Raw genomic sequence first — 14,006 nt, forward strand, 5'->3', positions numbered from 1 at the left:
TGCGAACTAAATTTGGCAATACCTATCTGACACCTTCAATTTCCCCCTTCTAAAGCCGTTAACTATAGAGGATAGGAAATTTATAGTCTTTGGAGGTTTTAGACAATCATGCGCATGAACAAACAAGCTGCACCCCTGTGGCAACGCACCTGGCTTACAGTGATGCTTGCCATCGTCCTGAGCTTCTCTTCCTTTGCAGGACTCGCTTACGCTGATGAAGTCGTAACGGGAATTGCATTTGACAACGCTCCGTCACCCGCCGTGCTTTATATCGATGATGATTCGATTTCACTTGAAGTGAATGCCACTATACAAGGTGCAACTTCCGCAAAAAGCGTTACGACAGACGCCACTTGGAGCTCTTCCAACTCGGCCATCCTGAAAGTGTCCGCCGGTGTTGTTACAGGTTTAACGAAGGGCACTGCAACGGTTAGCGCAACATACAAAGGCTATAAAATCACACTGCCTATAACCGTTAATTATCGCTACGACAGCGTAACGATTTCGGAGGGCGGGACTACTGTTGACGCCACTGAAGAGGTACATCTGGGCGACACGATCTCCTATACACTTACTGCTGCCAAGAGCGGCAGCGCTAATGAAGACGTTACCGATTCCGCAACTTGGACAAGCTCGAATCCGGCTGTTGCAACCGTAGACGATGGGGACATCAAGCTGCTTACTGCAGGCGAAACAACCATCACAGCCAAATACAAAGGCAGAACCGATACGGTGAAATTAATCGTAACTTCTCCTTACGATAAGATCACCATTTCCCCTGATGATCTACTTGAATTCTATGTTGGCGACAGCACTAAATCGTTAACGGCTGTAGTTACCACCGAAGATGACGATTCCGCGACGGTTACCGATACGGCGCAGTGGACATCCGGCAATACTGCCGTTGTTACCGTGTCCAAAGGTATTGTTACTCCGGTCGGCAGCGGTACGGCAACCGTTATCGCGTCCTACCTCGGCGTAACAAGCAGCATTAATGTCGTAGTTCGCCCTGCTTATGAAGCCATGCGGATGACACCGAAAGAAGACCAGCATTTAAGTATGCAAGATAGCCCGGTAACGTTCAATGTAACGGTTATGAAGGGTACCGGTACACCTGAGGTTGTGACGAGCAAAGCAGCATGGACCTCCTCCAATTTCTTTGTCGCAACCGTTAAGGACGGCGTCGTTACCCCTAAAGGCGTTGGTACCACGGTCATTAAAGCGACTTACTTGGGTCTTTCCCAGCAAGTTTCGGTCACCGTTTATCCGACTGTCAGCAGCCTCAAAGCAGCTTCCGAGACCGTCGATGCCTTCTTGAACGATAGCGTTACATTGCCGAAGATTTCGGCTGAATCCATAGCTGAAGAAACAATCGACGTCACGAACCTCGTTGCTTGGACGAGCAGCGACAAGGATATTATGGACAAAGTAGATGGAAAGTGGACGGCGAAGAAGATCGGCACAGTCGTACTTACGGGTACCATTCAATCCAAGACGGTCACCGTTACTGTAGTCGTGCACGAGAAACCGCTTATGCTGACACCGGATCAAACCAATGCTTCCGTTGTACTTGGCAAAGAAGTGAAGCTGCCGGTTATCACGCTCATGTATGAAAGCGGCGAAGAGGAAGACGTAACGAGCCTTGTCACTTGGAAGAGCTCCTCCGCCAACTTGCTCGTGAAAGCTCCGAATATGAGAGGCTTGCAAGCCTCGAGCGTTACCCTTACCGCTTCCTACCTCGGGAAATCAACTACGATCCGGGTAACCATTGAAGAGGAAATTACGAAGCTGTTCGTCGATTCAAGCAGTCTTTCGCTGAACATCTCCCGTACCAAGAACCTTAAAGTAACAGGGATTTATAAGAGCGGTAAGTCGGTTTCCCTAAGCTCCAAGATGAATTGGACAATGAACCCCGAAACACTTGCTTCTATTAAAGGAAGCACTGTAAAAGCGTTGACTGAGGGTACCGGCAAGCTGACAGGCACGTATCAAGGCAAATCGATCGAGGTTGCCATTACGGTCGTTGCTAAGGTGAAGAAGCTGACTTCGTCGGCTAAGTCCCTTACTCTTGCTGCAGAAGGCAAAGAAACCGTTAAAGTTACGGCTGAATACGATGTCGGTCGTATCACGGATGTTTCGAAGAGCGCGGCATGGACGGTCGGCAACAATAAAGTAGCTGCGGTAGAAGCTGGCGTCATTACGGCAGTCGGCAAAGGAAGCACGATGGTAAGAGCCACCTTTGACGGCAAATCCATCAGTATCCGCGTAACCGTAAAATAAGAAGTAAACAGTAAACCAAAAGCACCTCCTTCGAAGTGTTCATCGCCAACTACTATGGTAGTCCGATGATATTCGGGGAGGTGCTTATTTATGCGGCGTGGAATAGAATTGGAAATCAAAAAACCTGCTCGAATGAGCAGGCTTCTATTAGTCAGCAAACACTAGATCGTACATGTGCTTCCAAGTGGCAATTTCGAACACTTCGTCTCCGGGCCGCTTGCCGATTATCGTATAGCCCATGTACATGCCGCCGAGCACGGCTGCGATGCACAGAATGGGAACGATGCTCTTGCGAAGCGTCCACAGTAAAGCCCGAAGAGCCGGATTACGTTTCTTGCGCGCTGATGTCTTGCCTTTAGCAGCTTCGAGATCGCGCTCAGAGGAAGTCGTACCGCTCTGTCGCTGTCTCTCGCTTGCAGGCGCGGGGTTCATCAGACTAGAACGCTCCATTTGGGAAACTCCATCTAAACCAGCCGCTGTTTCTTTCTTTGCATCCATACGCATTCACTCATTTCCTAGGCGCGCAAATTGTTTGCAAGGCCCAGCATTGTATCACTGGAAGATAATGCCCTTGAGCTGAGCTGATAAGCTCTTTGCACGCTAATCAATTCCGTCATCTCGTCGGACAAGACGACATTAGATTGCTCCAGAAAACCTTGTTTTATTGCGATCTTAGATTCGGCGCTCGCTGTAACATTATGCATGACATCATTGACCTGAAATCCATCCGCAATGGCGAACAAATTGTCTGCTACCTGCGACAAGAGGGAAGGCTTGTCCACTTGAACCAGCTTCAGCTGCCCCATCTGAACAATTTCACCGGATGGGAGCGTACCTATGATGCTGCCATTCGGATCAATTCTGACTTCCTTCATCTCTGCAGGTATTTCAATCGGATTGCCATCTACAGACGAGATCGGGTAGCCTTCTTTGGTTGTCAGGATATTGACGCCGTCCCGCGTAAACGTGGTCTGGAACGAGCCACCGCGTGTATAACCAAGATCACCTTCGGCATTAACCGTTACCTCAAACAACGCATTGCCTTCAATAGCTACATCGAGGGGTTGGTCCGTTTGTTGAATCGGTCCTTGGGAGAAATCCGGTTGAATCATCGTCAGACGCGAGCCCCAGCCTTGGTTGAAACCAAGCGGAGTCAGACGTCCGGGTTGATCAAACACCTCCGGCTGCTTCTTCAGCGTAGTCAGCAAATCTTCAAATGTGCCGGTCTTGCGCTTATAGCCGACTGTATTCACATTGGCAATATTGTCGGCAAGCAAGTCCAGCTTCTGCTGCAGCCCATTCATGGACACCATCGCATTAATCATCGAACCGTTCAATTCAGTAGCCTCCCCTGCCGTGCATCGTTAAGCATTGCTTGCGAGTGGTTATACTCTGCCAATCTCATTAACCGCTTTATCTAAGCTTTTATCATAAAATTGAATAACCTTCTGATTCGCTTCATAGGCGCGCGCCGCCGACATCAAGTCAACCATCGACTGTGCCGAATCCACGTTAGAGCGCTCGACGTAGCCCTGTTTCAGCTCTACCCGATCGCCTGCAGTCATCGTCCGAACGCCAACAGAATCATCGCCAAGCTTGAACTTCCCGTCACCTTCACGCACAAGGTTATTCGGATTATCCACAACAGAGATAAGCAGTTGACCGGCGCTTTGACCCGTTTCCGGATCAACCAGCTGATTGTCGCTCGTCAACGTCAGCTTGTTAAACGTCATGCCTGCCGGCAGCTGGAACGGCTGTTCATTAGCGCCAAGTACGCGGGAGCCGTCCGGCAGCGTCAGAAAGCCTTCGTCATCGAGCTTGAATTGACCATCGCGCGTATAACGAGTTTCACCGTTCGTATTCTGAACGGTGAAGAATGCCTGCGGCTGGAACACGTAGTTTCCATCCGCTGACATCGCTTTGCCCGATCCGTCAAACGTCATGCCGGGCACTTCAATGTCCGATACAATGGCAAAATCGCTGAACTGGTTCGTTTGCATCAAATCGCCCTGCAGGTTGATCTGCAGGCTCTCTTCCGCGAACACCCCGGTGTTCAGCTTGCCTACTACACGGCCTCCGCCGTCTTGGACGCCGGACAAACGGAGCAGCATATCTGGAAAGGAGTGCGTAACCGCGCTCTTCTCTTTATAACCAGGTGTATTTAAATTTGAAATATTATTCGTTACTGTATCATGCCGGTGCTGCTGCGAAATCATGCCTGATGCAGCTGTATATAGACCTCTTAGCATGAAGCTACCTCCTGAGCGCTCAACGTACTGAATCGGTTACCTATGTTATATATATCGGTTAACCCATCCTCACGATGAATAGAACGATTGCATGACTTTTGAACTAACTATTGCGTACAAAAGCTTGTCCCTTGGCACGCCCCCCTAAAGGCGTCCTACCCGAACATTCCTGCATGCAGCCATTCAACCGTTTATCGTTTAGCGTCTTCCGTTCTCTCTGCGCGGTGAACGGTCTAAATGGTCAAGCAGCAAGCCTGTTCCTTTAACAACGCAGTGCATCGGGTCTTCAGCAATCAGAACCGGTACTTTAAGCTCTTCAGCGAGCAGTGCATCAAGGCCGCCCAGCAGTGCGCCGCCACCTGTCAAGATAACGCCGCGGTCAATAATATCGGCCGATAATTCCGGCGGAGTCCGTTCCAGTACGGACTTAGCTGCGGACACAATGGACGATACCGGTTCCCAAAGCGCTTCACGCACTTCTTCCGAGTAAATCGTCACGGTCAGCGGCAAGCCTGTAACCATATCCCGGCCGCGAATATCGATCTCTTGTCTGAAACCATTATCGTAAACGGAACCGATCTTGATTTTAATATCTTCGCTTGTCCGTTCCCCGATCAAGAGCTTGTACTTGTTCTTGATGTATTTCATGATTGCTTCGTCAAACTTGTCCCCTGCTACCTTAATCGAAGAGGCGGTTACAACGTCGCCCATGGAAAGCACGGCCACGTCAGTTGTACCGCCGCCAATATCAACAACCATATTGCCGCTCGGCTGGTAGATATCCATGCCCGCGCCAATTGCAGCTGCCTTAGGCTCCTCTTCAAGAAAGACATCCTTGGCGCCGCTGCGCTCTGCAGCCTCGCGGATCGCCTTCTGTTCCACCGATGTGATGTTCGTTGGTGCGCAAATTAAAATACGGGGGCGACTGTACCAAGAACGGCCGCCCACGCGATCGATAAATGCCTTCAACATAATTTCCGTAATTTCAAAATCAGCGATAACACCGTCTCTAAGCGGTCTGATGGCGATTATGTTACCAGGGGTCCGTCCTACCATCCGATGCGCTTCCTCACCTACTGCAAGCACGCGCTTCGTCTCGCTCTCAATCGCGACGACTGAAGGCTCATCAAGTACAACGCCCCTCCCTCTTACATGAATGGACACGTTAGCTGTTCCTAAATCAATCCCAATATCCTTGCTGAACATAAGGTCTCTAATTCCTCCAGGGCGAATGACGAGTGCCGCATATACAAACTTACGCATGTACTCACAAAACAATCGTCTTTAGTAATCGATGCAATGATCATCTTGTTTAGTATTCGCTGAAATGTACGAAATTCCTCTATTTTTGTAGAAAAAATCGCTTACGATTTTGCTGCGGCAAGAACCTCGCGCTTACGTCCTGAGCTCTTCTTATACTTGATTTTGGTTGCTTCTCCTCCCCTCAGGTGCCGGATCGATTTGTGGTATTCCAGAATGTGCTTGACCTGGTCTGCCAAATCGGGATTTATTTCCGGTAATCGCTCGGTCAAATCCTTGTGCACTGTGCTTTTGGAGACGCCAAATTCTTTAGCGATCGTCCGCACCGTGTGCTTCGTCTCGACGATGCAACGGCCGATTTTTATGGTCCGTTCTTTGATGTAATCGTGCACGCTCCCGCCTCCCTACTCGAGATAGTTTGGTACATTATATGAGGGGTACGGGTATATATTCTTTGTGTCCAAGCGTGACAAGCTAAAGAACAGCAATTATTTTCAGAAACCCGTGCTTATCCGCTCCAAATGGCCCATGAAGGCCGCAAATGAACATAAAAAAAGAAGGCAGGATTGTATCCTGCCTTCTAAGCACTCCGCTTGCTTCTAGTTCTCGGTTGCGCTTACGGAATCAGTTGTGATAAACGTATTTGGGTTTACCGCTTTGCCGTCCTTGCGCACTTCAAAGTGCATGTGGACGCCTAGTTCTTTCTCCAGCTCGCTTCTGCCGGCTTTCGCAATAACCGTGCCTTGCTTAACTTCATCGCCCACTTTGACTTGGACGTCGCTCAAGCTGTGGTAGACGGTTACGATTCCGTCCGCATGCTTGATCTCGACAATGTTGCCGTTAAGCGGGTGTTTCTCGGATACGATGACGCGGCCGCTCAGTGCTGCCATGACATCAAATGCCGTATCGTTCTTCGCGAAGTCAATCCCCATGTTCGTTACGAACGTGTTGCCCGATTGGATCAAAGCCGCTTGACGCTCTTCGCCGGAAGCTTTCGCATCATAGAACGGCGCTACAACATCCAGCTGGCTGCGGTCAACAGGCCATTTCATCAGTTCTGACTCCGATGAGTTCACTGCTTCATCATCTGCCGGCAGTTGCTCTGCTGTCATTCCGTCCGTCGTACCTTGAGAGACTTCTACGTCGGTGCTGGCTGGCTTGTTACTAGTTTCCCCAGCTCCCCCATAGAGCCACATTAAGGTTACGATAATTGCTGCCGCGGCTAGGAATGCTGACGGTGCTGCCCACTTCTTCGAAAGCAGCTTTCTCCATGCAGATGGTTTGACGGCAGTGCCTCCCACTACATTTTTGGGAGCTTCTTCATTGAACTTTGATTTGTTATCACTCATTGTTCGATCACCTCACTAGCCATTGTTGCCACAACCTAGCAGTTTATACGTGAGGGTTTAACATTTTTTGAGATTGTTAGAGAAGATAGGGGCGGCGGATATGCTATTCTACCAGCCCTTTCGCCTTCGATAGCTGCGTCCCCGAATAATAGTGTGCGAGAATGTCCGCTGCCGTTCCGCCGTTCTGAGCCATCCCGTTCGCTCCCCACTGACTCATTCCTACTCCATGGCCATAGCCGAAAGTGGTGATTTGGATATCATCATCGAGGATCGTCCAATTAAACTGGGAGGAGGCCAGGCCAAGCTTCTCCCGAATCTCTCGGCCGCTCAGCATCTCCCTGCCGACCATAACCGTCTTAATGCGTTTGCCCGCTGTCGTATCCAGAATCCGCATCTGACGGACCGCGCTTTTCTTTACGCCAAGCTTATCGCTAAATTCGTTCAGCGTCATGGTTACGGTTTCTTTATAGTTGGGGGAAATAGCCTTGTCCCACGGGCTGGCTACGCTGCGCAAGTAAGGAAGATCGAGGTCCCAATAATCCGAAGCATTCTCTGTATACCCGTTACTCGTGGAGAAAAAGGCCGCTTGGATCGGCTCCCCCTCGTACGTGACGATTTGTCCTTTCGTTTGCTCTACAGCTTCATTAAGCTTCTTCAGGTTCGTTTCCTTGGTTGTCCCGCTCCAACGCGTCAGAAGCGCGCCCAGAGGCACATACACTTGATTCATCACCGTATCGTTCACATCCGCCTGCTCCGCTTCACCGCTCAGCCCGCTATGGTCATTTAATTGCATTCGTTTATAGATATAAGTTCGGGCTGCGATCGCCTGCGCTTTCAACGCTTCCAGTTCAAAATCAATCGGCATCTCGCCTGCCAGCACACCGCGTACATACAGTTCAATGGGCATTTTCTCAATCCGCTTCTCCTTGGTGAGGTAGACCTTAACCCACATTCGGTCATAGGCGCTCAGCGTCTTCAGCCCTTTACTGCCGTTCTTGATCACGGTTGAAGCTTCCACCGATCGCTGTTCCTTCTCCGGCTGCTTGTCCGTCTCGGTCGGTTCTGCGCTTTCCTCTACTGCGTTGTGCTCTGACGCCACTCTGGGCACTTGCTGCTCCGCCGATCGGCTAGGCTCGCCTCCCGTGGCGGCGGCATCCCTATCATCGAGGAGATAGACAGCCCCTTTCACCAACACGACAAGCAGCAATCCCCATGTAAACCACAACATCCAGCCTCTCAACCACCGGCTCCTCGGACTGCCCGTCCGCCATCTCATACGCTCCATCTGCTGCTCCTTCCTGTTCTGCTAATCTCATTTCTCGTAATTCACATTTTGCTACAGTCTATGAACCGGAAAAGTAGGATAGTACCGAAAAGGGAGAAGAGATTGTTGCGAGGATGCGAGGATGCGGATGAACCTTGGTTTGACGATTCCGAACTGCGAAGCAATTAGGGCGGGTCGAAGCGGCTTGTCGTTTCAACGCTAACGAACCGTAGAGGCCTTATTAGGCCGAATTTCTCGTCTCCGAAATTCTAACGAATCTTAGGAGTCTTATTTGGGTGAAATCGGCTCCGAATTACCCATTTATAATCAAATAAGGCTTTCACGATTCGTTAGAATTTTTTTAATGCTATTTTGGGGCAAATAAGGCCTGTACGATTCGTTACAGCATTTCGAGATCGGCGTGGTTTCGAGGTTGGGAGTTCGATTTCCGGATGCTCAAGCTTCCTTCGAGGTGGGAGGGGAGATCGTAACGGCAATGCTGCACAAAACAAAAAAGCTGCCTCATTAGTCACAAGTGACTTTGAGGCAGCTTCATCGGTTATGTGTTATGAATGTATCTTATGCCCAAGTAGGTTGAACCTTCAAGCGAGGCGTTTCTTTCTCACGCTTCACAGGCTCTGCGGACATTGCCGCTACAACAACCGGTTCCTCTAGAACCGCAGCAACGCCTTCGAGTACTTTCGAATACACAGGCTCAGCCGGTACCGGATCGATACGGTGAATATCAGCGCCAAGCGCTGCCAGTTTGCCGGTAATATCGACATAGCCGCGATCTACGTGGTGAAGACCCGTAATTTCGCTCTCACCGTCTGCGCAAAGCGCCGCACATATAAGCGCCGCACCTGCACGAAGATCGGTAGCGGTTACTTTAGCGCCGGTAAGTGCTGTATTGCCGCTTACGATAGCCATGCGGCCGTCGATCTTGATCTGTGCACTCATCTTCTGGAATTCCTCGACATGCATGAAACGGTTCTCAAAAATCGTCTCCGTCACAATGCTCGTGCCTTCGGCAATCATCAGGATCGCCATCATCTGCGACTGCATATCTGTCGGGAAACCTGGGTATGGTAACGTCTTGACGTCCACGGACTTCAATTTCTTCGGACCCACTACACGCAGACCGTTGTCTGTTTCCGTAATCGATACGCCCATTTCTTCAAGCTTGGAGATCACCGGTGCCAAATGCTCGCCGATTGCGCCGTCAATATGAACGTCGCCGCCTGTCATAGCCGCCGCGATCATAAACGTACCCGCTTCGACGCGGTCCGGAATAACGGTGTGCTGAGCGCCTTTCAGCTCTTCCACACCTTCAATACGAATAATGCCTGTGCCTGCTCCGCGAACCTTCGCGCCCATGGCATTTAAGTAATTGGCAAGATCAACGATCTCCGGCTCCTTCGCCGCATTCTCAATTGATGTTGTGCCTTCGGCAAGTACAGCCGCCATCATGATATTCTCTGTTGCGCCAACGCTGGCTACATCCAGATAAATCTTGGCGCCCTTCAGCTTGCCTTCTTTGCGTGCTTCAATGAAGCCTTGACCCAGAACGATTTCGACGCCCATAGCCTCGAAGCCCTTCAAATGCTGGTCAATGGCGCGCGTGCCGATCGCACATCCACCGGGGAGGGAAATTCTCGCGCGGCCAAGACGAGCCAGAAGCGGACCCATAACGAGGAACGATGCACGCATCTTGCGCACCCATTCATAAGGAGCTTCAAACGAAGTCAAATTAGCTGCGGAGATCCGCATGGTTTCATTGTCATATGTCAGCTTACCGCCTAGTGCGGCAAGCACTTGTTGAATGGTGATTACATCGTCTAAATTAGGCACGTCATGGATGACGCTCTCGCCTTCCTTTGCAAGTAACGTGGCAGCGAGAATCGGTAATACGGCATTCTTTGCTCCGCTTACACGAACATTTCCGGATAGTCGCTGGCCGCCGCGGACGATTATTTTGCTCATCTTTAGGTTTCCCTCCGCGTGCAGTAGATTCTTGTCTTATGCACAATTAATGGTACGGCGCTCCGTACCCAACCTACATCTTACCACCCGTTTACAAGAAACGACAAGCGTTATTTTCTACCTGTCGAACTTGCGCCTGAAATGGCATTATTTATAGTCTTCGCAGCCTATTTCTCGTTTCGTACCGTCATATACTACCCATTGTTGACATATTGCCATCTTGTTATTCGACAATTCCCTTCAGCAAGCCCGACCAGTTCCAGTAATCAAGTACGAAGCCGGCAAAGCCATGCCCTAAGACAATGGCGAGCATAATTTGCAAAATGCGTGCCTGCGAGCTGCGCGGCCGCTTCAGGATGGTGTCAAACTTCAGCTCCTGCAAGACAATCCAAGCCATTGCAATGCTGAATAGCTCAACAACAATGGAAATAAGTGCATGTATACCGGCGTTAGCGGCTAAGTGATCCATCTGATTGACTCCCTGTTACAAATTCTAACTATTCATTGCCCGAAGCAGCAGCGCAGCGAACTCCGCCCGGCTTGCCGTCTGCTCCGGTTTGAAGCTGCCATCCGGGTAGCCCCCGAGCAGCTCTTGCTGCTTCATCGTCTGAATAGCCGGTGCGGACCAGCGCGTCAGCTTCACATCCACGAATGGGGATACGTAGGGACGCGAACTATTCAGTTGTAAGGCCCGGAGCAAAATAACCGCCATTTCTTCACGGGTTATCGGTTTGCCGGGACCAAAGGCCCCTCCGGGATAACCCCCGACCCATCCGGTTCCCGAAGCTTTCGTAATGGCGGCGTACGCCCAGTGCTTGGTCGTTACATCGGTGAAGCTCGGTCCTGTACTCGCACTCGGATTCAGCGCCCTCACCAGCATAGATATAGCTTCTGCTCGTGTAATGCTCTTATTCGGGTAGAAGCGATAATTGCCGCTCCCTTCCACGATGCCTTCCTTGCTCAGCGCAACAATCGTATCCGCTGCCCAATGACCGGTGATATCGCGGAATCCCGCTACGACCGGCTCAGCATCCATCCGAAAGCCATAGTACTGTCTGTCAAAGCTGCTGCTCGCCGTCACTTTGACGTAATACAGGCCTGCCTGTACGCGCTGCTCTTTGACCATGCTGGTTTCATTCTTCGCGGACTGCAAGGTAAATAACGGCTTCTGCCGTTTATCGTACACCTCCGCCTTCATTCGGATTCCACTCGGAATACCGTTAACCTGCACGGATAACACACTTTCGCTTCCAAGGCGCAATTGATACCAGTCGGCATCATCGGCACCCATGACACCCCAATAGTCAGAACCTTTGGCAACGCCTGTTGCTTCATACGATTTGTTGTTTGGCTCGTTGGGATCCGTATATTTAGAAATCAGCTCTATCTTCAGCGTATACGCCGCAGCAGACGGGCCGGCCTGCGCCGACATTCCGTTGTGAACGCGTATGTAATAGATACCCGGAGTAACATGGATCAGCTCCGAGGTTTCGGTTTCCCCTTCACTGTTCTCGTCGGTTTCCTGCAGTTCTTCCCCCTGCCGCCCAAAGGCGAGCGCGGGATCAATCCGTGCGGAGTCGGTCGACAGCGAGAGCTTGAGCGTGCCCCCTGTTTCAAAATGAATGGCGTACCAGTCGCGGTCCCCTGTTTGATGGAAATTACCCGTCACCTGCTGGGACTGCGGCTTCAGCGTAAACGCTTGGTACTGCTTATCATTGATTTCGTAAGCATCCGGGGCAATCTCAAAGGAGGAGGTTAGCAAATAAGGCAGCCGCTGCTTGGTTGTTTGGTCGAAGAAGCGGAGCTCAAATTCGTTCCTCCCTTTCTTAACGTTCCATTCCACGGTTTGGTTGCCGAGTTTCGTAACTTTTGTGCCCTGCACTGCACCCCCCGCAACATGGCTCAGCTGGAGGATCGGCGTTGTCTCCCCTCCGGCGAGGAGCCCTTGAAACTGAAGGGAAATCACGCCATCATAAGGCGCATCTAGCGTATACCAATCTTTATCCTGGCCACCTGCAAGTTCAGCCGCGATCCGTTTACCAAGCGGAAATTTACGCGCTGTCTGCCTGGTGTCGTTCGGCTCGTAGCCATCTGCTCGAAGCACGCCCGTTACAGCGCGGTCGATCTGAAGCAGGCCGTAGCCGCTGGCATCATCCACCCCCGGTTTGCCAATATCCTTTGCCGTCTGTCTGAGCAAAGCACGTACCTGGTATGGTTTATAGCTGGGATGCACCGCCCATACGAGCGCTGCCGCAGCTGCCGCCTGAGGCGCAGCCATCGAGGTGCCTTCTTCATGCTTGTACCCGCCTCCCAGTGCCGTCGTATAGACATGCCATGGTGCCGCAATATCAATCTCCGGTCCGGCATTGGAGCGCGGCTCCGGCTTCCCATCCGCGTCAACACCGGCCACAGCAAGTACCGTAGCGTAAGCGGCCGGATATTTCACTTCGGCCTTCGAACCCAGCGCCAGCCCGTCGTTCCCGCTGGCAGCTACAAGCAGTGCCCCTTTAGACTCCGCGTATTGCACGATGTCGCGGAGGTAAGGGGAATAGCGATAAAGACCCACGGAGAGGACGATAATCCGGGCTCCGTGATCGACCGCATAGACGATCGCTTTGCCCAATCGTTCTTCATCGCCGAAGCCATCGGCATCCAGCGCTTTAATCGGCATGAGCTTGGCATGCCATAGAATGCCTGCGATGCCCTCTTTATTGTTCCCTTCCCCCGCCAGAACTCCGGCTACAGCCGTCCCGTGACCGTTGTCATCCTCGGGCGGTTTGCCCGGGTCGACCAGATTCGTGCCGGCCACCAGATTGTTCTTGAGATCCGGGTGATCCAAATCGACGCCGGTATCGATAAGCGCAATGGTCAGATCCAGCTGATCATGCACCTTCGTCCAGGCGGTTTTGGCTCCGATTTGATCCAGATGCAGCAGCTTCGGCAGCTCTGGATCATTGCTCGCCGGCGCAGCAAGCAGCTTGACGCTGCTGATCGGCTGGGCGTAAGCGATCTCCGGCAGCCGCTGCAGCCGGAGGAGCCACTCGGACGTGTCCGCCCCCGGGTCCTCGGGGCGGACAACGTCCACGGCGCCCGCCGCCGGCATCGCCAGGCGGCGAAGCAGGCGCGTGCCCGGCAGCGGCTTCGCCAGCGCCGGGTCGCGCCATTTGATGAGCCAGCCGCCGGGCTCATCTTGGCCGCCGGCGGCGGCGGGTTGGCCCGCGGCCGCGCCGTGCGGGCCGGCGGTGGCCGCCGCAGGCGGCAAGGCCGCGGGAGCGGCCCCTGCGGCGGCAACGGATGCCGCACCCGCAGAGGCGCTCCAGAGCAGCAGCGCTGCGAGCGCAGCGTGCAGCAGCGCGCGCGGTGCAAACGCGGCCGCGGCACAGATGCGGCTGCCGGCGTGGCGCACCGCAGAATTAAACGTATCTTCACTACAGCCTAGTGTTGGCATAACATCGACTGTCCCTTTCGGTCTCATACAATAGATAGATTCCCCATTGGAGTTGATCATCATAGTCTGCCTTTAACCTGCAGCCCGTGATCTGAAACGTTTCGCTTCCGGAGTCCCATTCTCCTTTAAGGAATTTGTAGAAACACCAATTAAAAGGTCGATAGTCCTGCTTT

At 52.1% G+C, this 14,006-nt stretch carries 11 protein-coding genes; 1 reads left to right on the forward strand and 10 read right to left on the reverse strand.

Annotation, left to right across the window (positions count from 1 at the left end; translation table 11 throughout):
* The first annotated feature begins 108 nt into the window (after positions 1-108).
* Positions 109-2,280, forward strand: coding sequence for a hypothetical protein (locus AC6ESO_RS22815; RefSeq protein ID WP_497093413.1), 2,172 nt, complete (start codon positions 109-111; stop codon positions 2,278-2,280).
* A 147-nt stretch (positions 2,281-2,427) separates the two neighbouring features.
* Here AC6ESO_RS22815 and AC6ESO_RS22820 read toward each other — a convergent pair whose 3' ends face one another.
* From AC6ESO_RS22820 to AC6ESO_RS22865, 10 genes are all read right to left on the reverse strand, one after another.
* Positions 2,428-2,730 (reverse strand): DNA-directed RNA polymerase subunit beta, encoded by a 303-nt coding sequence (locus AC6ESO_RS22820; protein ID WP_494819318.1) that lies wholly within the window; start codon positions 2,728-2,730, stop codon positions 2,428-2,430.
* Positions 2,731-2,795: 65 nt separating this feature from the next.
* Positions 2,796-3,617, reverse strand: coding sequence for a flagellar hook-basal body complex protein (locus AC6ESO_RS22825; RefSeq protein WP_494819319.1), 822 nt, complete (start codon positions 3,615-3,617; stop codon positions 2,796-2,798).
* A 48-nt stretch (positions 3,618-3,665) separates the two neighbouring features.
* Positions 3,666-4,529: a flagellar hook-basal body protein gene (locus tag AC6ESO_RS22830; protein WP_497093414.1), complete on the reverse strand. Its 864-nt coding sequence runs from the start codon at positions 4,527-4,529 to the stop codon at positions 3,666-3,668.
* Between the two features lie 198 nt (positions 4,530-4,727).
* Complete coding sequence (mreB, locus tag AC6ESO_RS22835; protein ID WP_494819321.1) at positions 4,728-5,735, reverse strand: rod shape-determining protein MreB; 1,008 nt, start codon at positions 5,733-5,735, stop codon at positions 4,728-4,730.
* A 158-nt stretch (positions 5,736-5,893) separates the two neighbouring features.
* Positions 5,894-6,181, reverse strand: a complete 288-nt coding sequence (gene spoIIID / locus AC6ESO_RS22840; protein WP_090575384.1) for a sporulation transcriptional regulator SpoIIID — start codon at positions 6,179-6,181, stop codon at positions 5,894-5,896.
* Positions 6,182-6,388: 207 nt separating this feature from the next.
* Complete coding sequence (locus AC6ESO_RS22845; RefSeq protein WP_497093415.1) at positions 6,389-7,138, reverse strand: peptidoglycan DD-metalloendopeptidase family protein; 750 nt, start codon at positions 7,136-7,138, stop codon at positions 6,389-6,391.
* Between the two features lie 103 nt (positions 7,139-7,241).
* On the reverse strand, positions 7,242-8,423 hold the full coding sequence (gene spoIID / locus AC6ESO_RS22850) for a stage II sporulation protein D (protein WP_497093416.1): 1,182 nt from the start codon (positions 8,421-8,423) through the stop codon (positions 7,242-7,244).
* Positions 8,424-8,981: 558 nt separating this feature from the next.
* A complete protein-coding gene (gene murA, locus AC6ESO_RS22855; RefSeq protein WP_497093417.1) occupies positions 8,982-10,385 on the reverse strand; it encodes a UDP-N-acetylglucosamine 1-carboxyvinyltransferase in 1,404 nt (467 codons plus the stop codon).
* A gap of 223 nt (positions 10,386-10,608) precedes the next feature.
* On the reverse strand, positions 10,609-10,854 hold the full coding sequence (locus tag AC6ESO_RS22860) for a DUF1146 family protein (RefSeq protein WP_494819325.1): 246 nt from the start codon (positions 10,852-10,854) through the stop codon (positions 10,609-10,611).
* Positions 10,855-10,878: 24 nt separating this feature from the next.
* A complete protein-coding gene (locus AC6ESO_RS22865) occupies positions 10,879-13,860 on the reverse strand; it encodes a S8 family peptidase (RefSeq protein ID WP_497093418.1) in 2,982 nt (993 codons plus the stop codon).
* Positions 13,861-14,006 lie beyond the last annotated feature (146 nt).

It is taken from the genome of Paenibacillus rhizoryzae (assembly GCF_059686995.1).